Origin of the sequence: Hymenobacter caeli (assembly GCF_013294115.1) — a bacterium.
Lineage (GTDB): Bacteria > Bacteroidota > Bacteroidia > Cytophagales > Hymenobacteraceae > Hymenobacter > Hymenobacter caeli.
This window is the reverse complement of the sequence record NZ_JABSNP010000014.1, coordinates 66,116-85,278: the sequence shown is the minus strand read 5'-3', so window position 1 is coordinate 85,278 and position 19,163 is coordinate 66,116. Positions and strand designations below refer to the sequence as shown.

The 19,163-nt window shown below is 65.2% G+C and carries 17 protein-coding genes; 11 read left to right on the top strand and 6 right to left on the bottom strand.

Translation table 11 applies throughout. The annotated features are described in order from the left end of the window. The first annotated feature begins 112 nt into the window (after positions 1–112). On the top strand, positions 113–967 hold the full coding sequence (locus tag HNP98_RS14785; protein WP_173810930.1) for a universal stress protein: 855 nt from the start codon (positions 113–115) through the stop codon (positions 965–967). A 30-nt stretch (positions 968–997) separates the two neighbouring features. After that, complete coding sequence (locus tag HNP98_RS14780; protein WP_173810928.1) at positions 998–1,468, top strand: Uma2 family endonuclease; 471 nt, start codon at positions 998–1,000, stop codon at positions 1,466–1,468. Between the two features lie 85 nt (positions 1,469–1,553). On the opposite strand, the gene HNP98_RS14775 is transcribed toward HNP98_RS14780, so the two are convergent. Beyond that, positions 1,554–2,966, bottom strand: coding sequence for a cytochrome P450 (locus tag HNP98_RS14775; RefSeq protein WP_173810926.1), 1,413 nt, complete (start codon positions 2,964–2,966; stop codon positions 1,554–1,556). 137 nt (positions 2,967–3,103) lie between these two features. On the opposite strand from HNP98_RS14775, the gene HNP98_RS14770 reads away from it, so the two are divergent. Then, the gene (locus HNP98_RS14770) at positions 3,104–3,415 is read left to right on the top strand and encodes a hypothetical protein (protein ID WP_173810924.1); all 312 of its coding nucleotides are present in this window, start codon (positions 3,104–3,106) and stop codon (positions 3,413–3,415) included. A gap of 202 nt (positions 3,416–3,617) precedes the next feature. Here HNP98_RS14770 and HNP98_RS14765 read toward each other — a convergent pair whose 3' ends face one another. Continuing rightward, complete coding sequence (locus tag HNP98_RS14765; protein ID WP_246275148.1) at positions 3,618–4,619, bottom strand: polyprenyl synthetase family protein; 1,002 nt, start codon at positions 4,617–4,619, stop codon at positions 3,618–3,620. Positions 4,620–4,757: 138 nt separating this feature from the next. On the opposite strand from HNP98_RS14765, the gene HNP98_RS14760 reads away from it, so the two are divergent. Continuing rightward, positions 4,758–5,618, top strand: coding sequence for an alpha/beta hydrolase family protein (locus HNP98_RS14760; RefSeq protein WP_173810922.1), 861 nt, complete (start codon positions 4,758–4,760; stop codon positions 5,616–5,618). Continuing rightward, the gene (gene folK, locus HNP98_RS14755; protein WP_173810921.1) at positions 5,615–6,109 is read left to right on the top strand and encodes a 2-amino-4-hydroxy-6-hydroxymethyldihydropteridine diphosphokinase; all 495 of its coding nucleotides are present in this window, start codon (positions 5,615–5,617) and stop codon (positions 6,107–6,109) included. The genes HNP98_RS14760 and folK overlap by 4 nt, the downstream gene beginning before the upstream one ends. 62 nt (positions 6,110–6,171) lie before the next feature. Here the strand turns inward: folK and HNP98_RS14750 are convergent, their stop codons facing one another. From HNP98_RS14750 to HNP98_RS14740, 3 genes are all read right to left on the bottom strand, one after another. Beyond that, entirely contained in the window at positions 6,172–7,362 is a 1,191-nt protein-coding gene (locus HNP98_RS14750; RefSeq protein WP_173810919.1) for a hypothetical protein, read from the bottom strand. Beyond that, positions 7,359–8,249, bottom strand: a complete 891-nt coding sequence (gene fabD / locus HNP98_RS14745) for an ACP S-malonyltransferase (protein ID WP_173810917.1) — start codon at positions 8,247–8,249, stop codon at positions 7,359–7,361. The genes HNP98_RS14750 and fabD overlap by 4 nt, the downstream gene beginning before the upstream one ends. Positions 8,250–8,429: 180 nt before the next feature. Then, a complete protein-coding gene (locus HNP98_RS14740; protein WP_173810915.1) occupies positions 8,430–11,297 on the bottom strand; it encodes a T9SS type B sorting domain-containing protein in 2,868 nt (955 codons plus the stop codon). Positions 11,298–11,534: 237 nt separating this feature from the next. Here HNP98_RS14740 and HNP98_RS14735 point away from each other — a divergent pair, with 237 nt between their 5' ends. The 6 genes from HNP98_RS14735 (at position 11,535) to HNP98_RS14710 (ending at position 17,507) form a co-directional block, all read left to right on the top strand. Further along, positions 11,535–12,272 (top strand): succinate dehydrogenase cytochrome b subunit, encoded by a 738-nt coding sequence (locus HNP98_RS14735; RefSeq protein ID WP_173810913.1) that lies wholly within the window; start codon positions 11,535–11,537, stop codon positions 12,270–12,272. Further along, entirely contained in the window at positions 12,272–14,206 is a 1,935-nt protein-coding gene (locus HNP98_RS14730) for a fumarate reductase/succinate dehydrogenase flavoprotein subunit (RefSeq protein ID WP_173810911.1), read from the top strand. The genes HNP98_RS14735 and HNP98_RS14730 overlap by 1 nt, the downstream gene beginning before the upstream one ends. 141 nt (positions 14,207–14,347) lie before the next feature. Next, positions 14,348–15,103: a succinate dehydrogenase/fumarate reductase iron-sulfur subunit gene (locus tag HNP98_RS14725; protein ID WP_173810982.1), complete on the top strand. Its 756-nt coding sequence runs from the start codon at positions 14,348–14,350 to the stop codon at positions 15,101–15,103. Between the two features lie 351 nt (positions 15,104–15,454). After that, positions 15,455–15,685, top strand: a complete 231-nt coding sequence (locus HNP98_RS14720; RefSeq protein WP_173810909.1) for a hypothetical protein — start codon at positions 15,455–15,457, stop codon at positions 15,683–15,685. A 133-nt stretch (positions 15,686–15,818) separates the two neighbouring features. Next, entirely contained in the window at positions 15,819–16,346 is a 528-nt protein-coding gene (locus HNP98_RS14715; RefSeq protein ID WP_173810908.1) for an NADPH-dependent FMN reductase, read from the top strand. A gap of 30 nt (positions 16,347–16,376) precedes the next feature. Beyond that, on the top strand, positions 16,377–17,507 hold the full coding sequence (locus HNP98_RS14710) for an acyltransferase family protein (RefSeq protein ID WP_173810906.1): 1,131 nt from the start codon (positions 16,377–16,379) through the stop codon (positions 17,505–17,507). An 80-nt stretch (positions 17,508–17,587) separates the two neighbouring features. Here the strand turns inward: HNP98_RS14710 and ftsZ are convergent, their stop codons facing one another. Further along, positions 17,588–19,054, bottom strand: coding sequence for a cell division protein FtsZ (ftsZ, locus tag HNP98_RS14705; protein WP_173810904.1), 1,467 nt, complete (start codon positions 19,052–19,054; stop codon positions 17,588–17,590). Positions 19,055–19,163 lie beyond the last annotated feature (109 nt).

The following is a 19,163-nucleotide window of genomic DNA, read 5'->3' as shown; positions in this document are numbered from 1 at the left end:
GCGGGGAGGACGGGGAAATATTCGCAGTATATTACTAATCAAACCCCGGCCGTTGTCCACGGCCGGGGTTTGATACGGCCATTTTCCCACCCACCCCTATTTCGTTTCGGTCATGAAAAACATCCTGGTTGCCACCGATTTTTCCCCCGAGTCACACCACGCCTTTAGCGTGGCCGTGCAACTGGCCCGGCACACGGGCGGGCAGCTCACGCTGCTGCACGTGCTGGAAGCGGCCGAAGGCGCGGCGGGCGGCTTCAGTACTGTGGGCGGGCCGGTGAGCGGCCACAGCATCGACGAAATCTTCGTCATCAAGCTGATGGAGGCCACCAAGCGCCGCCTGCACGCCCTGCGCGACGAGGCCGCCCAGCTGGCCCCCGGCGTGCCGGTGCACGACGAGGTGGAAATGGCCCGCGTGGGCGACGGCATCCTGGCGGCCGTCCAGCGGCTCGGCACCGACCTGGTGGTGATGGGGGCCCGCGGCCACGGGGCCGTGGAACACTTTTTCGTCAGCTCCACCACCGAGCGCCTCATCCGACTGGCCCCCTGCCCGGTGCTCACCGTGAAGCACCCGGCGGCCGACTTCGCCGTGCGTAACATTGTGTTTCCCTCCGATTTTTCGGGCGAGGCCGCCGGGGCCCTCGACGGCCTGCGCCAGGTACAAGCCGCTTTCCCCGGCGCAACGCTGCACCTGCTGCACGTGGCCGCGGGCGCGGACGGCCACGTGGCCCAGCAGCAGATGCAGGATTTCGCCAACGAGCACCGCCTCGCCAACTGCTTGGCGGCCGAGGTAGACGCCGGCCAGGTCAGCGCCGGCATCGAGGCCTACGCCCAGCGCGTGGCGGCCGACCTGGTGGTCATCCCCACCTACGTCCGCTCGGGCCTGAGCCACTTCCTGCGCGCCAGCATCGCCGAAACCGTGGCCACGCACGCCTTCCCGCCGGTGCTGACGTACCATTTGGCAGGGTAGGCCACACTATCTTTGAAAAAAGCACTTTCTATGGAAACGCAAGCCATCGAGATTATCGAAACCGAAATCGTTCTGGAGAAAGCTATGTCGTTGAACTACTCCCGGTTAATTCACCGCATAAGCACCGCCTTGCTTCCTTACGAAGAAAAATACGACATCCTGCCCGAACTAGAATTTGAGCTGAGCGGCGGACGGTTGAAGCCCGACGTAGCCATTTTGCCGCGCTTGGCTTACGATTGGGAAGCGGACATTATTCGTTACCCAAACCCGCCCATTACGGCCATCGAAATCTTATCACCGACGCAATCGTTCGATTTTCTGGCGAACAAAATTCGGCATTTATATTTTCCAAGCGGGGTGCAGTCAGCTTGGTTGGTGATACCAACGGTACGAACCATCGTGCTTTTCCTACCCGGAACCCCTCCCAAAGTAATTTCCGACGGGACCCTGAACGACCCGGCTACGCAAATAGAAGTGCGGTTGGACGTTATTTTTCGGTAAAACAGGTAGCCCGGTATCCATTCCTAAATTGCCGTTGAAGCGCTTTAGCACGGCAATGTGGGGGATGTACTCGTCCAACAACCGGCTATGCCGGGCGCAGCCGCAGCCGCACCTGGAAGTCGCCGCGGGGGCGCAGGGTGATGAGCGGCTGCTCGACGACCGGCGGCTGGCCTTCGGGCCACTCCACGTCGAAGGTGCGCAGCAGCTCCACCGCCACCAGCTGCATTTCGGTGAGGGCGAATTGCAGGCCCACGCACAGGCGGGGCCCCCCGCCAAAGGGCGCGTAGGCAAAGGGCACCAGCGGGCGGGGCGCGTCGGGCGCGAAGCGGGCGGGCCGGAACTCGGCGGGGGCGTCCCAATGCTGGGCGTCGCGGTGCAGGCCGTAGAGGAAGAGCGAAAACAGCGTGCCTTTGGGGATGCGCAGGCCCTGGTAGTCGTCGTCGGCCAGGGCCACGCGGTCCACCATCCAGGCGGGCGGGTAGAGGCGCATGGTCTCCTGCACGGCGCACAGGGCCCGGCCCAGGCGGGGCAGGTCGGCAAAGGCGGGGCCCCGCGCACCGAGCGCGGCGGCGGTTTCGGCCTGGATGAGGCGTGCCTCGGCCGGGTGGTGGGCCAGCAGGTAGAGCAGCCAGGTGAGGGCGTTGGCGCTGGTTTCGTGGCCGGCCACGAGCAGAATCAGGGCCTCGTCGAGCACCCGGGCGGGGGCCATCGGCTCGCCGGTGTCTTCGTAGCGGGCGTCGAGCAGCATTTGCAGTAGGTCGTCGGGCGGGGCGGGGGCCCTGGGCGCGGCGCTGGCCGCCTGGCGCTGGGCAATGTAGCGGCCCAGCAGCGCCCGCAGCTCGGCCGTGCGGGCATCGGCGCGGCGGAACCGGCCCCGTAGCCGCCGCCAGAAGTTGAAATAAGGCTGGCGGATGGTGCCGATGTAGAACGCCTGGATTTCGGTGATGAGCTGGGCCAGGCGGTCCAGCTCGGCCTCGGCGAAGCTGGTGCTGAACACCGAGCGGGCGATGATGCGGAACGTGAGGCGCGTCATCAGCGCGTGGGCGGGCACGGCCACGGCCCCGCCGCTGGCGGCGGCTTGCTGCGCCAGCGGGGCCAGGGTTTCGGCCACAATTTCCTGCATCAGCCCGGTGAGGCCCGCCACCCGCTGGCGGTGGAAGCCGGGCTGGATGAGCCGGCGCTGGCGCAGCCAGTCGGGGCCCTCGTTGGTGAGCAGGCCGTGGCCGATGTAGCGCGCGAAGCCCAGCGTGAAGGCCGATTTGGCGTAGTTGCGGTGGTTTTTCTGCAACACGTGCTGCACCAGGCCGGGGTCGCGGGTGAGCACGCTGGGCTGCACCCCGCCGATGTAGAGCCGGGCCGTGTCGCCGTAGCGGGCGTGGATGGCCCCGAGGGCCCCGAGGGGGTCGGCCGCCAGCTTCAGCGAGTTGCGCAGCGACTGCCAGCGCGGCACCTGGGGCAGGGCCCGCGGCGGGCGGGCCCCCAAATTGTCGTCGGCCATGGCGTGCAAACGGCCCTGTTGGGCCGCGGCGCAAAGGTACGGCGGCGGCGGGCCCACCCTTTTCCCGGTCCGCCGCGTACACCCCCGCAGCCCCGCCCCGGGGCCCTACCCTTTCTTCAAAACCAACCCGCTTGCCCATGTGGATTACCCAGAAGCCCGACCAGAACGCCCCCCTCGACGAATTGCAAGGCCGCGCCGTCGGCCTCAAGTTTGAGTGCAACCACTGCCACACCGAAGTTTTCACCGACCTGCTCGGCGTACCCACCCCCGACCCGATGGCCGACTCGCTGGCCGACACCGACCAGTACGAAAAGGAAGAAGTGAAATGCCCCGGCTGCGGCATGGTGCACACCCTGGAAGTGGACGCCACCTTCGATGGCGTAAAATTCAAAGTGAGCGACGTGGCCCCGGGCAGCGTCAGCTACCAGGTGGCCGAGCCCAAAGGGTAAGCGCTAGAAAGCCCGCGCTGCCCGCAGTTTAGCGCGGAGCGCGTAACTGCGGGGTGGTAAATGGGGCGAGTTTGTAACTCGCAAAATTGAACGGCCCGCCCGGCGCAACCCGCCGGGCCGCTGCGCGGCCGTGAGTCGCAGACCCACCCCGTCACCCGGCCAGCAGTTACGCGCTCCGCGCTAAACTGCGGCCAGTACAAGGCTATTTTTCCCGCTCAATGGTGTAGTTAATCAGCTGCTCCAGCGAGGTGCGACTGGCCGAATCCGGGAAGGTGTGCAGGATGGCAAGGGCCTCGTCGCGGTACTTTTTCATCGTGGCAATGGCGTAGTCCAGGCCCCCCGACTGCTTCACGAACTCGATGACCTGCTGCACCCGCTCGCGGTGGCCCTCGTTGTTTTTTACGTTGAAAATCATCCGGCGCTTTTCGAGCCAGCCGGCCCGCTGGAGGGCGTAAATCAGCGGCAGCGTCATCTTTTTTTCCTTGATGTCGATGCCCACCGGCTTGCCGATTTCGGCCGTGCCGTAGTCGAACAGGTCGTCTTTTATCTGGAAGGCCATGCCCACTTTCTCGCCGAAGAGGCGGGCCCGCTCCACGGTTTCCTTGTCGGCCCCGGCCGAGGCGGCCCCCACGGCGGTGCAGGAGGCGATGAGCGAGGCCGTTTTTTGGCGGATAATTTCAAAATAGACGTCCTCCGTGATGTCGAGCTTGCGGGCTTTTTCGATTTGCAGCAGCTCGCCTTCGCTCAGCTCGCGCACGGCGTTGTTCACGATTTTCAGCAGGTCGAAGTCGTCGTGGGCCAGGGCCAGCTGGAGGCCCCGCGAGAGCAGGTAGTCGCCCACCAGCACGGCTATCTTATTCTTCCACAGCGCGTTGATGGAGAAAAACCCCCGGCGGTAGTTGCTCTCGTCCACCACATCGTCGTGCACGAGCGTGGCCGTGTGCAGCAGCTCAATCAGGGTGGCCCCGCGGAAGGTGGCTTCGGGCAGCGGGCCGGCCGCGTCGGGCAGGGCAATGCGGGCCGAGAAGAACACGAACATGGGCCGGATTTGCTTGCCCTTGCGCTTCACGATGTAGCCCATAATCTTGTCGAGCAGCAGCACGTTGGTGCGCATCGACTGGCGAAATTTGTGCTCAAACTCGTCCATTTCGGCCGCGATGGGGGCCTGAATCTGGTCGAGGGAAACGGAAGAAAGCTGCGGCATGGCGCGGCAATGATACGGCACAACGGCCGAGGCTGGGCCGGGCGGCGCGGCAAACCTTTTGCGCCGCCAACGCATTAATTGCGGGCCCCGGCCGCGCCGTGCATCGCCGGGCCCGCCCGGCTTCCCTCATTTTTGCTCATGCTCGTCCACGCTTCGTTCACGCTCACCGGCTTGCGCCACGGCCGCCCCTTCGCCGCCGACGCCACCTACCGCCCCGACGGCCGCCCCAAGCCGGTGGTGGTGTTCGTCCACGGCTTCAAGGGCTTCAAAGACTGGGGCCATTTCCCGCTGCTGGCCGATTTTTTTGGCGAACGGGGCTTCGTGTTCGTTAAGCTGAACCTGTCGCACAACGGCCTGGTAGTGGGCGGCACCGGTGACCTAGAGGATTTGGACGCCTTCGGCCGCAACAATTTCAGCATCGAGCTGGACGACCTGGGACAGCTGCTGGACGCCCTGCACGCGCCCGGTACCACGCCCCTGCCCCCCGCCGAGCTGGATCTGCGCCAACTGTACCTCGTGGGCCACAGCCGGGGCGGGGCCCTGGTGCTGCTCAAAGCCGCCGAAGACGTGCGGGTGCGGGCCGTGGCCACCTGGGCCGCCATCGCCGACATCGACCAGCGCTGGGACCCGGCGGTGCTGGCCGAGTGGCGGCGCACCGGCCAGCTGTGGGTGCCCAACAGCCGCACCGGCCAGCCCCTGCCCATGCACTACCAGATTGTGGAGGACTACCAGGCCCACCGCCCGCGCCTCGACGTGCTGGCCAACGTGGCCGCCCGCCTGCCCCAGCCCCTGCTGCTCGTGCACGGCGACGCCGACGAAACCGTGCCCCTGGCCGCGGCCCACGCCCTGCGCCAGGCCAAGCCCGCCGCCGAGCTGCTGGTGGTGCCGGCGGGCACGCACATGTTCGGCGGGGCCCACCCCTGGCCCGGCCCGGCGCTGCCCGCGCCGGCGGCCCTGGTGGCCCAGCGCACGGCCGAATTTTTCGCCCGGCAGGCGTGAGTGCGCCGGTCCTGGCCTACCTGCTGCTGGGCAGCAACCTCGGCGACCGGGCCGCCTACCTGCGCAGGGCCCGCGCCGGCCTGGCCGCAGCGGGCGAAATCGTGGCCGTTTCCGGCCTTTACGAAACCGCCGCCTGGGGGCGGGCCGACCAGCCGGCCTACCTCAACCAGGCCGTGGCCCTGCGCACGGCCCTGGCCCCGGCGGCTTTGCTGGCCCACTGCCTGGCCACCGAAGCCGCCGCCGGCCGCGAGCGGCACGAGCGCTGGGGCAGCCGCACCCTCGACGTGGACATTCTGCTCTACGGCAACGAAATTATTGACAGCCAAGACCTAACGGTGCCCCACCCGCGCCTGCCGCTGCGCCGCTTTGCGCTGGTGCCCCTGGCCGAAATTGCTGCCGCGGCCGTGCACCCGCAGCTGCACCAAACCGTGGCCGAGCTGCTGGCGGCTTGCCCCGATGAGTTGGCCGTGCGGCCGTGGCCAGGGGAATAGGTACTACGGCAAAACCCGGGGTCGGGGTACCACCCCCATCGCCCGGCACCCAGCTTCCTCCCTCAATGCTGGGGCCCTACAATGGGCGGGCGGTGGCGCAGCTCGGCCACGTTGTGGCCCACGCGCAGGGCCGAGTAGCCGAGCCAGGCGGCCAGCACGCAGCCATTCAGCACCTGCCGCCAACGCACTGCCCCCGCAGTGGGCCAACGGGCCAGTACCAGCAGTAGCACGGGGCCGGTCACCGGGGCCATGTAGCGTTCAGCGTCGTGCACGCCGCCAGTGCCTAGCCGGTAGGTCACGGCCACCACGTGGCCCAGCACATTGGCCACCGTCAGCCACCAACACAGCTGCAGGGCGGCCGTAGGGGTGGCCAGCCCCACGCGCCACGGCCGGCCCGCGGGCCACAGCCACGCCAGCAGGCCCACCATGCCCAGCGCCCAAAAAGCGAAGGGCAGGGCCCCGTACCATCCCGCGGCCAGCGGACTGAACCAGCGTAGCACCACAAAGCCGTACTGGGCCTGCAATTCGGCCAGCATCGACCACCCGCCGGGCACCCTAACGACGCGAGGGCCGGCCAGCGCCGTGTGAATGTTCCAGAGCATCGCCCCGCTTGCGCAAACGAAGCCGTGCGCCACCAACTGCCAGCGGTTGCGCGTGCGCCAGGCCGCGTTAGCCAAGAGGCCTGCGCCGGCTCCGAGCAATAAAAACGCCCCGGAAGTTCGCTGCAAAGGCAATAAGAAACCGGCCAGTGTGGCCCAACCCAACCAGCGGCCGTTGTTGGTCCGCAGCCAGGCTAGCAGCGCGCCGCTGTAAGCCGCTACTAAAAAAAAGAACACCGTTTCCGACCAGATGAACTTGGCCGGCACCAGTATGGCCGTGCTCAAGGACAGTGCGAGGGGCAATACCCAAGCCCGGGGGGCAGGCAGCAAATGATTGCCGGCCCGGCTCCAGAGCAATAAGTGGCCCAGCAAAGCCAGTGCGTACAAGCAGCGAAGCGAAGCGAAGGAGCTGAATACGCTCAACAGGGCCGGGTACAGGGGCCCCCACAGGCGGTAAGGAAGCCCATCGGGGCCCAGCATCTGGCCGCTGGTGCGCAGGCTACGGGCCGCAGATAGGTAGCTGAACGAATCGCCGGTGCCACCGAAACCGCCCTGACTGAGCACCCAGTACAAGCCCAGCACCACCACGGCGGCCACGGCTCCGGCAAACTTTGCCCGCGCTGGCGCGGCGCCCAGCTCGGACGGCCTGCTCACGGCGCCGAGGCGACGGTGGCCGTGGGCACAATCTTTTTCACCAGGCCCTGGAGCACTTTGCCGGGGCCGCACTCCACGAATTCCAGGGCCCCGTCGGCGGCCATGTGCTGCACCGATTGGGTCCAGCGCACGGGGGCCGTGAGCTGGGCCAGCAGGTGGGCCTTGATTTCGGCTGGGGCCCGGTGCGGCCGCCCGTCCACGTTCTGGTACACGGGGCAGCGGGCCTCGCTGAACGGAGTGGTTTCGATGGCCGCGCCCAGCGCCGTGGCCGCCGACTGCATCAGCGGCGAGTGGAAGGCCCCGCCCACTGGCAGCAGCAGGGCCCGCTTGGCCCCGGCGGCTTTCAGCTGCTCGCAGGCCCGCCCCACGCCGCGCACCGCGCCCGACACCACCAGCTGGCCGGGGCAGTTGTAGTTGGCGGCCACCACCACGTCGCCCCCGGCGCTGATTTCCTGGCAGATGCGCTCCACCACGTCGTCGGCCAGGCCCAGGATGGCGGCCATCGTGCCGGGCTGCTCCTGGCAGGCGGCCTGCATGGCCTGGGCGCGGCGGGCCACCAGGCGCAGGGCATCGGCGAAGGTGAGCACCCCCGCCGCCACCAGGGCCGAAAACTCGCCCAGCGAGTGGCCGGCGGCCATGCCCACGGCCCGGTCGGGCACGGCCACGAACTGGGCCACCGAATGCACAAAAATGGCCGGCTGCGTCACGTCGGTGCGGCGCAGGTCCTCTTCCGAGCCGTTGAACATCAGCTCCGTGAGCGAAAAGCCCAGGATGTCGTTGGCTTGGGTAAGGAGCTGGCGGGCCGGCTCGCTCTGCGCAAACAGCTCGCGGGCCATGCCCGGAAACTGGCTGCCCTGGCCGGGGAAGATAAAGGCGGTCTGAACCACGGATTTAGCGGATTTAGCGGGTTGGTCGGATTTTGGGAACGGCCCGCCGGGGGCGGGGGCGTTGCCAAACGGGGCCGCAAGCTGCACAAAAAGCGCGGTTGGGCAAAAAAAAGAGGAGGCCCGGGGCCTCCTCTTCCTGCTTGTTCAAGGCCCGGGAGGTTCGTCCGGGGCCGCGCCGGCCTAGCGGATAATCTGCACCCAGCCCTTGTAGGTGCGGGTGGTGCTGGCGGCGTCGGCAAACTGCACCTCGGCCAGGTAGTAGTACAGGCCTTCGGACACCTTGCCGCCGGTGCCGGCCTCGCCCGGGCCCCCGCCGCTCCAGTTGATGAAGACGCGGCCAGTGGTGGTGTTCTCAAAAACCTTCACGCCCCAGCGGTTGAAGGCCTGGAAGTGCACGCTGCGCAGCGGGCTGGCCGTTTTGGGCTGGAACGTATCGTTCTGGTTGTCGCCGTTGGGGGTGAAGATGTTGGGCAACAGGAAGAACACGCACTCGGTCTGGCAGGCCACGTTGCTCAGGGCCGAGCGCACGCCGCCCGCGCCCACGGCCTGCACTTCGTAGCAGCCGGCCGGGTCGGGCAGGTTGCGGTGCACGTAGCTCAAAGCGGTGGTCGAGTCGATTAGCGCAAACGCCCCGTCGGCGGTGGGCCGGTAGAAGATGCGGTAGTAGCTGGCCGCGGCGTTGCAACCGGTGGGCAGGCTGCCCACCGTCCAGCGCAGGGCGTTGCTGTAGCGCTGGTTGGGGTCCGGGTAGCTGGGCAGCGCGGCCAGGCTGTCGCAGTTGGCCGGGGCCAGCGTGAGCACCGGCACGCAGGGCTGGTCGAGCAGCGTGGCGCAAATAATTTGGCTCTTGTTGAGCAGCCCGCTCAGGTAGCCCGTGGGGTTGTACTGGCCCGTGGTCAGCACGTAGTAGCAGTAGCTCTGGCCCTTCACCAGGGCGGGGTCGCTGTCGGTGAAGGTGCCGCCGGTGGCCGCGGTGGCCGGGGCCCCCACCTGCGCAAAGGGCCCGGCGGGCCCCGTGCCGCTGCGGAACACCCGCGCCGGCTGGGCCGTGTTGTCCCAGGGCGTTTGGTAGGTCCAGCTCACGGCCACCGTCTTATTCAAGCCGTTGGCGACGACGCTGGTGCGCACGCTGCTGGCCGTGGGCGAGGTTTCGACGGTTTGCGTCGCGCCGGGCTGGGCCGACGAAGCATAAAACAGCTCCAGCTTGTACGTGTACTGGTTGGCCGTCGTGTTCAGGCCCATGTCCACGTACGACGAGTCGGTGAGGGCAAACGGATCCGGGCGCACCAGCGCGTAGGTGGTGGGGGCCAGGCCCACGCCCCGCGAGAGCCGGTAGCCGGCGGGCGCGGCCAGCGTCTGGCTGAGGCCGGCGCGGGCCGGCGTCCAGCGCACGGTAATTTGCCCGGTGGTGGGGTCGGTGCGGTCCACGTCCACGTTTTTGAGGCGGGCCGCCAGGCCGGTGAGGGTCACGCAGGCCTCGGCCGAGGGCAGGCTGGCCCCCAGGCCCGGCAGCGGAAAATCGGCGTAGATGCGGTAGCTGTAGGTTTTGCCGCGCACCAGGCCCGCGCCGTTGTTGTCGTCCTTAAAAGCCGACAAGTTGGCCGCTACCGAGCCAATCAGCGCGTAGCCCGTCGAGGCGGGCAGGCCCGTGTCGCAGGGCCCCGGCGTGTAGGCCAGGCAGCCCTCGCGGCGGTAGATGCGGATGAAGCTGGCGTTGGCGCAGGTGTAGCGGTCCCAGGTCAGGTTCACCTGGTTCACGGCCCCCACCACGGGCGTAGCCACCAGGCTTTGCGGCGGGGGCCCTACCACGGTGATGCGCCACACCTGCTCATCGATAAGTGGGAACTCGGGGGTCGGCGGGCTGTCCTGGGCCTTGAACACCACCGAGTACGGCTCCTTGGCCACGTTGCTGCAATCCGTGGTCCAGGTAAACGTGCCGCTGGCCGTGGGCGGCCCCGTGGCGGTTTGCACGAAGCGGGCCGGCGGAATGACGCCCGAGAAGGCCGAGAGCGTCACAGGCGTTTGGGCCGCCGCGCCGGGGGCCGTACCGTCGGTGGCCGTCACCGCGCCCGTTACGGTAGTGCCCGCCACCACGCAAAGGTCGGGCGGGATGGTGAGGATGGGCCGCAGGTTGTTGGTCGCCACCACGATAATCTGCATGTCGCGGACCACGTTGCCAATTAGCCGATGACCAAATTCGGTTCTGCGCCATTCTTCCACGTTAAAGGCCACGTTGTACAGGCCTACCTGCAAGGGCGTATTCCAGGTAAGTTGGCCAGTGTGCTCGTCCTGCACAAAAATAGCAGATGCCCCGGGCTGACCAGCCGGTACCCCGTTGTAGGCTACTTGTTTAGCCCCAGCATTGGCAGGTATTTGTTGGGGAAAAACAAAGCCTGTGCAGGTGGTGGGCGCTGGCATATTGCTGGCACCCGGTACGGCAGACTGCTGACTGGTGCGCAAATGAAAAGCCAACGAGTCGCCGTCGGCATCGTAAGCCCCGGGGTTGTGCAAAAACACTTGGTTTTGGCCCGCTTTATCGACAGCTGGGGCCCTCAGAATTGGCGAATGGTTTACGCCCAGGGCGGGGTCTATGGTAACGTTGGCGCTGATGTAAAAGGTCTGGTTGACCGAGTTGGTCATATTCAATACCGACTTGTTACGATTTTCGCCGATGAAGCTAACCAAGTACAACGGCTTGGTGGCCGGGTACGTGTGCTCGAACAGGTAGATGTTCAGGCCGGTGTCGGGGTTTTTGGCCAGCGGCACGGCATTCGGAGTAGTCCGCCGGATGGCGTGCTGCACCGTACCGTCGCCAAAGTAAATAGTCACCGTGTCCTGCACCACGGGGCTGCTCAGGTCGGTGTAAAGAATCATGCGGAAGAATATCCGCCGCGGGTTGTGGCTGGCGGTGGTGTCCACTTTGGCTTCGATGTTGCCGGCCCGCAGGTGGGTGGCCCGGGCCGTGCCCGGCAGCAGGGCCCCCAGCGCCAGCAGCAGCCCCATTGCCGCCGGCCGCCAGTTGTGCCAATTAGTGAAAAGTGCCGTCATAGCCGTTGATTGAAATAAGTCCCGCCAGCGTCGGGAATAAACCGCTTTGCGAAGCTAACTTTTTTTTACCCTCGCGGGTTATCCACATGTTCCGCCACGCTGCCAACGCTTGTCTCAGCCGATAGATTCACTTCGGCAGGCGGGGCAGAGAAAGGGTTAGGTTTTTTGCCTGGGCGTCCCTCCGGCCCTACCTTTGGGCAGCACACATTTACTTTTTTCCGCCGTGCGGACCGTTTTATGAGTTGGATTTCCAAAACTTTTTCCAGTAGCATCGGGCGCAAGATTGTCATGTCCCTCACGGGCTTGTTCCTCTGCACGTTCCTGGTGGTCCACCTCGTGGGCAACTTGCAGCTCTTTAAACACGACGACGGTGCGGCCTTCAACACGTATTCGCACTTCATGGGCACCAACCCCGTTATCCGCACCATCGAGTGGGGCCTGGTGCTGGGCTTCGGCTTCCACATCTACGAAGCCTTGATGCTGACGCGCCGCAACCAGACGGCCCGCCCCCAGCGGTACGTGGCTAACCACTCGGAGCAAAACTCGGAGTGGACCTCGCGCAACATGGGCATCCTGGGCAGCATCATCTTGGTTTTCCTGATTGTGCACCTGTACAACTTCTTCTGGCGGGCCCGCTTCGGCACGCTCGACCCGGACATCAACCAAAACGACGACCTGTACACGCTGGTCGTCAGCTCGTTTAAGCAGTGGTGGTACGTGCTGCTCTACGTGGCGGCGCAAGCCTCGCTGGGCTACCACCTGTGGCACGGCTTCGGCTCGGGCTTCCAGACGCTGGGCCTGAACCACCGCAAGTACACGCCGCTCATCAAGGCCGTCGGCTACGGCTTCGCCGTGGTGGTGTCGGCCGGTTTCGCCGCCATGCCCTTGTATTTCTTCTTGTTTACCGATGCCCAGGGTCATTTATCTTCGACCGTGGCACCGCTGGTCCATTCCCTCACGCTAGCCCTGAAATAATGTTTCTGGATTCGAAAGCTCCCGAAGGCCCCCTCGCCGAGAAATGGGACCAGCACAAGTTTAACGTCAAGCTCGTCAACCCCGCCAACAAGCGCAAGTACGACGTCATCGTGGTCGGCACCGGCCTGGCCGGGGCCTCCGCGGCCGCCTCGCTGGCCGAGCTGGGCTACAACGTGCACGCCTTCACGTACCACGACTCGCCGCGCCGGGCCCACTCCATCGCGGCCCAGGGCGGCATCAACGCGGCCAAGAACTACCAAAACGACGGCGACTCGGTGTTCCGCCTGTTCTACGACACCATCAAGGGCGGCGACTACCGGGCCCGCGAAGCCAACGTGTACCGCCTGGCCCAGGTGTCGGTGAGCATCATCGACCAGTGCGTGGCCCAGGGCGTGCCCTTCGCCCGCGAGTACGGCGGCCTGCTGGCCAACCGCTCGTTCGGCGGGGCCCAGGTGAGCCGCACGTTCTACGCCCGCGGCCAGACCGGGCAGCAGCTGCTGCTGGGGGCCTACTCGGCCCTGAGCCGCCAGGTGGCCTACGGCAAAGTGAAGCTGCACACCCGCTCGGAGATGCTGGACCTGGTGGTGGCCGACGGCAAAGCGGCCGGCATCGTGACGCGCAACCTGCTGACGGGGGCCGTCGAGAACCACGCCGCCCACGCGGTGGTGCTGGCCACCGGCGGCTACGGCAACGTGTTCTACCTGAGCACCAACGCCATGTACTGCAACGTGACCGCCGCCTGGCGGGCCCACAAGCGCGGCGCGTACTTCGCCAACCCCTGCTTCACGCAAATCCACCCCACCTGCATTCCGGTGTCGGGCGACTACCAGTCGAAGCTAACGCTGATGTCGGAGTCGCTGCGCAACGACGGCCGCGTGTGGGTGCCCGCCACCAAAGAGTTGGCCGAGCGCCTGCGCAAGGGCGAAATCAAGGTGAGCGACCTGAAGGAGGACGACCGCGATTACTTCCTGGAGCGCAAGTACCCCGCCTTCGGTAACCTCGTGCCGCGCGACGTGGCCTCGCGCAACGCCAAGCAGATGTGCGACGAGGGCCGCGGCGTGGGCAGCACCGGCCTGGCCGTGTACCTCGACTTTGCCGATGTTATCGGCCGCATCGGGGCCGACGCGGTGAGCCAGAAGTACGGCAACCTGTTTGCCATGTACGAGAAAATCACCGACGAGGACCCCTACAAGCTGCCGATGCGCATCTACCCGGCGGTGCACTACACGATGGGCGGCCTGTGGGTCGACTACAACCTGCAAACCACCGTGCCCGGCCTGTACGCCACCGGCGAGTCCAACTTCTCCGACCACGGGGCCAACCGCCTCGGCGCGTCGGCGCTGATGCAGGGCTTGGCCGACGGCTACTTCGTGATTCCGTACACCATCGGCGACTACCTGGCCCGCACGGCCCCCAAGCCCGTGGACACCAGCCACCCCGCCTTTGCCGAAGCCGGCCAGGCGGTGCAGGAGCGCACCGCCAAGCTACTCAGCATCAACGGTAACCGTACGCCCGACCAGTTCCACAAAGTGCTGGGCCACATCATGTGGGAGTACTGCGGCATGGCCCGCAACGCCGAGGGCCTGACGTTTGCCAAAGCCGAAATTCAGAAGCTGAAGCGCGAGTTCTGGCAGGACTTGAAAATCACCGGCACCAACGAGGAGCTGAACCAGGCTTTGGAGAAGGCCGGCCGCGTGGCTGACTTCATCGAGCTGGGCGAGCTGATGATTGACGATGCCCTGGACCGGAACGAGAGTTGCGGCGGCCACTTCCGCGAAGAGTACCAGACCCCCGAGGGCGAGGCCCTGCGCGACGACGAGAACTACGCCTACGTAGCGGCCTGGGAGTTCATGGGCGAAAACGAGCCCGAGCGCCTCAACAAGGAGGAGCTGCAATTCGAAAACGTTAAGCTGACCCAGCGCAGCTACAAATAATTATTGTGAGCTGTTAGCCATTAGCTGTTAGCTGTTAGCTCTGTGCCAACGGTTTAGCCGCTTTGATAAAAGCTAACAGCTAATAGCCAACAGCTAACAGTTAGAGAGAAAATGGCCGGTTCCAACCCCAACGCTAAACCGATGAACCTGACCCTGAACGTGTGGCGGCAGCCCAGCCGCACCGCGCAGGGAAACATGGTGAAGTACCAGGTAAAAGACATTTCGCCCGAAATGTCGTTTCTGGAAATGCTCGACGTGCTGAACGAAGACTTGCTGCATAAGGGCGATGACCCGGTGGCCTTCGACCACGACTGCCGCGAGGGCATCTGCGGCTCGTGCGACCTATTCATCAACGGCCGTTCGCACGGCCCGGAGAAGGGCACCACCACCTGCCAGCTCCACATGCGCAAGTTTTCGGACGGCGACACCATCACCATTGAGCCCTGGCGGGCCAACTCCTTCCCGATAAACAAGGATTTGAGCGTGGACCGCTCGGCCTTTGACCGCATCATCCAGGCGGGCGGCTACGTGAGCGTGAACACCGGCGGCGCCCCCGACGGCAACGAGATTCCGATTCCGAAGGACATCGCCGACCGCGCCTTCGAGGCCGCCACCTGCATCGGCTGCGGCGCGTGCGTAGCGGCTTGCAAAAATGCCTCGGCCATGCTGTTCGTGTCGGCCAAGGTGTCGCAATTGGCCCTGCTGCCCCAGGGCGACGTGGAGCGCAAAACCCGCGTCGAGAACATGGTGGCCCAGATGGACAAAGAAGGCTTTGGGGCCTGCTCCAACATCGGCTCGTGCGCCGCCGAATGCCCGGTGGGCATCTCGCTGGAAAACATCGCCATTCTGAACCGCGAGTTCCTCTCCGCCAAAGCCACGTCGAATAACCTGGCGTAAAACGCTTTTTTTGTAAAAAAGCGCACCGGGCAACTGGTGCGCTTTTTTTATGCGCTCCGGGCCTTGCGCCAACGGTTATGACCAGTGGAACAAGAGATTATGTATAATATATATTATTTTCAACTGTTTAGCAGTCGCTTAATAGCCCGAAGCAATTGAGAGTTGTTGTTCAGTTCACCCAATTTATTCTAAGCGCCACCTGGGAACCCAATTCGAGCAAATACGCGAACAGCAACTCGCCGGGTTGGAAAAAGTGGGATGCTTAAAACATGGCGTTACCGGGGCCCCGGGCATGTTCCGCTGCGCCGCGCCCGGCATACTGGCCGATTTGCTGCACGGGGCCTTGCGAGCGTGGCGGAGCAGGTAGTAACGGACAAATCAGAATACGGCACCGCCGACATGTACCGGCAAATCATGAACGAAGTGGGCGCGCCCATTGAGGCGGCCATGAGCAAAGCCAGCGAAGCAGTAAAAGCAATTACCAAGGCCCAGACATTCATCGGCGTGGGCCAGCGATGCCCCGACGGCCTCGTGGCGCTCGGCTATGGGAGTCTGGCGCTGTGCGACGAAAAACAAGGATGACTCCGCGGCCCGCGAGCAGGCTGCCTACAATGCATTGGACCAGTGCTGGCGGGCCACCCGGACTCTGCCGCGCAACCAACGGCGGCGGGTGCGGTTTAACTGCTTTACCGGTACCATTTCTTCCCATCCCGCTTTGATTACCCTGCTCGTCGGTACCAACCGTCCCAATTCCCGTGCCCGCCGCGTGGCTACCCTCTACGCGTCCTTACTGCACACACTGGGGGCCGAAACCCAATTTCTGGACCTGGCCGACCTGCCCACCGACGTGCTGGAAAACGCCCTGTACCACAACACTGGCAAGCACGAAGCCTTCAACCAGCTCGCCGCCCGCCTCGACGCCAGCGACAAAATCGTGTTTCTCATTCCCGAGTACAACTGCTCGTTTCCAGGCGTGTTGAAGCTGTTCATCGACGCATTACCGTACCACGGGGGCCTGCGCGGCAAAAAAGCGGCCCTGGTGGGCCTCGGTACGGGCAGCCAGGGCGGGGCCCTGGCCCTGGGCCACCTCACCGACGTGCTCATGTACCTCAACTCGGCCGTGCTGCCCCAGCGCGTGCGCCTGCCCTTCATCGATAAGGAGCTGACCGCCGACAACCAGTTGGCCACTCCCTTGCTGGCGCAGCTGCTGCGCGAGCAAGCGGCGGCGCTGCTGGCGTTTTAGCTTTGCAGCGCCCGTCAAGTCCCGTTTTCTTTGGCTGATACCGTTCCCTTTGCGCCGGCCATTGCCGATTACACCGTTCCCGGCAGCCTGCCGTCGGGCTACCGCCCAGCCCTAAACGGGGTGCGCGCGCTGGCTGTGTGGCTGGTGGTGCTAGGGCACTGGACGCTCGCGCCCTTTCCAGTGGGCGAAATGGGGCGCCTCACGTTTTTCGTACTCAGTGGCTACCTTATTTCGGGCATCGCCTGGAAGCAAGGCTTGTACCAGGGGCCCCCAGGCCGGTGGGGGGGCCCGTTGCGCACGTTTTACCTGCGGCGGGCACTGCGCATCATTCCTCCTTATTACCTGGCGTTAGCCTTGGGGGCCTTGTTGCCCCTGGCTACGCTACGCGAGTACCCGGCCTGGTTTTTACTCCCGGTTTCCAACTTGCTGTTTTACCGCATGCACCACTGGGGCGAGGGCGTGGGCCACTACTGGACAATGGCCGTCGACGAACAGTTTTACTTGCTCTGGCCCCCGTTGTTATTCTTACTTGGCAAGCGCAACGCTTGGCTGCTGGCCTTGGCCGGGGCCAGCTTGGTGTTTCGCATCGTTTGGAGTGCTCACGACGGGCCCGACTTTGTGCTGGTACTGCTCCCCGCTTCCCTCGATTTGTTCGCCCTCGGCGCTGTGCTGAAGCTGATTGAGCGGCGGCCCCGGGCCCACCGGCTGGCGCGGGGCCAATGGGCCGCACTGGCCTGGGCCTTGTGGGTGGGCTTGTGGCTCCTCACCCACCTTACCAACCACCATTACCTGTGGCTGCTCGTTTACCCCAGCGTGGGCGGCGTGGCGGCGTTTGTCACCCTGAATTGGGTACTGAACCTGCCCGTGCGGACCCCACGACGCCCCAGCCTGTTGCTGCACCCGGCCCTGCAATGGCTGGGCCAGCGCAGCTACGGCTGCTACCTCTACCACTTACTGCTGCCAGTATTCTACCAGCGGGCTGTTTATCATGTAGTTGCCGATGAGCACTTGCGGGCCCGGCTGCTGGGGCCGTTGCCCACTGTGCTGGTGCTCACGCCACTGCTGCTGCTGCTAGCCGCCGCCTCCTGGGCCTGGCTGGAGGCCCCCCTCGACCGGCTCAAGCACCGGATTTCCTACCCGCCTGCCAGCGCGGGCAATTAACCCAGATGAAGGGAATTCAACGCAAAGCCCGTTCCGAATGCATTCGGAACGGGCTTTGCGTTGGTAATGCGAAATAACAATTAGTCCACGTTGTCGTGCAGGAAGCGGTTGTCGCCCAGCAGCTCATTGTCGTCGGAGAGGTTGAAGCGCGAGATGTTCTGCTCTGAGCTGGGCACCACGGTTTCCAACTTCACCTGGCGGCGCAGGTAGGCCGGGGCCTCGTACTGCGTCACGGCGTCGGGGGGCAGGCCGTGGCTCAGCTCCTGCAAGCGGCGGCGGCGCTCCTCGGCGTGGGCGTCGAGCGGGCGCGGGCGCGGCGGGGCCGTGGTGTGGTTGGCCGGTAGCAGCACCGGCTCGCCGGGGGCCGCGGCGGGCTGGCCCGTCAGGGGCGGCACGTTGCCAGGGACCGACGGGCCGTCGAGGGCGTAGCGCCGGGCGGGCTCGCCCGCCGGGGCCCCGAAGCTGGGCACGAACGGCGCGGCGGGGGCCCCGGCGGGGCCCGCGGCGGCCTCGGGTTGGTGCCCGGCAGGATCGCCGGCGGCCTCGGCGGGGCGCTGGCCGGGCGTGGCGATGGTGTGCGCCTCGCGGGCAAAGCCCGTGGCAATCACCGTCACCCGGATGCTCTGGCCCAGGGTTTCGTCCACGCCGTGGCCGAAAATCATCTCCGCGTCCTGCCCGGCCTTGTCCTGGATGTACTGCGTGATTTCGGTCAGCTCGTCCATTTCCAGCTCATGCTCGGCTCCCGACATGATGGAGAGCAGAATCTTTTGGGCCCCGTGGATGTCGGTGTTATTGAGCAGCGGCGAGTTCAGGGCCTCCTCGGCGGCGCGGCGGGCGCGGTTTTCGCCGTCGGTGATGCTGCTGCCCATCACGGCGGCCCCCGACTGCTTCATGGTCGTTTTCACGTCCTCGAAGTCCACGTTCACGTCGCTCGTCACGGTGATGATTTCGGCAATCGACTTAGCCGCCGTGGTCAGCACCGTATCGGCCTTGGCGAAGGCGGCGCTCATCGTCAGGTTGCCGTAAATCTGGGGCAGCTTGTCGTTGAGAATCACCAGCACCGTGTCGCAGTGCGCGCTCAGCTCCTTGATGCCTTCCTCGGCCTGCAAGCGCTTCTTCTTACCTTCGAACAAAAACGGGGCCGTGACGATGCCCACCGTGAGGATGCCCAGTTCCTGGGCCACCTGCGCGATGACCGGGGCCGCGCCCGTGCCCGTACCGCCGCCCATGCCGGCCGTGATGAAGAGCATTTTGGTGCCCTGGTTCAGCAGCTCGCGGATTTGCTCCTTGCTTTCCAAGGCCGCCTGCCGGCCGCGCTCGGGCTTGGCCCCCGCCCCGAGGCCCTCGGTCAGGTCCACCCCAATCTGAAGCTTGTTGGGCACCGTCGAGCTTTGCAGGGCCTGCTGGTCGGTGTTGCAAATGATGAACTCTACGTCCTTGATGCCCTGCTTGTGCATGTGCTTCACGGCGTTAGAGCCGCCGCCGCCCACCCCAATCACCTTAATGATGGACTTCGTTTGGGCAGGGATATCGAATTTGTAATTCATGGGGAATAATTGTTTAATTGTTGGTGGTTGAATTGTTGAAGCGCTGATGCGTCCGACAACCAACTGCACACATGTTAATCAACGTCGACTCATAATATTGAACGACAAC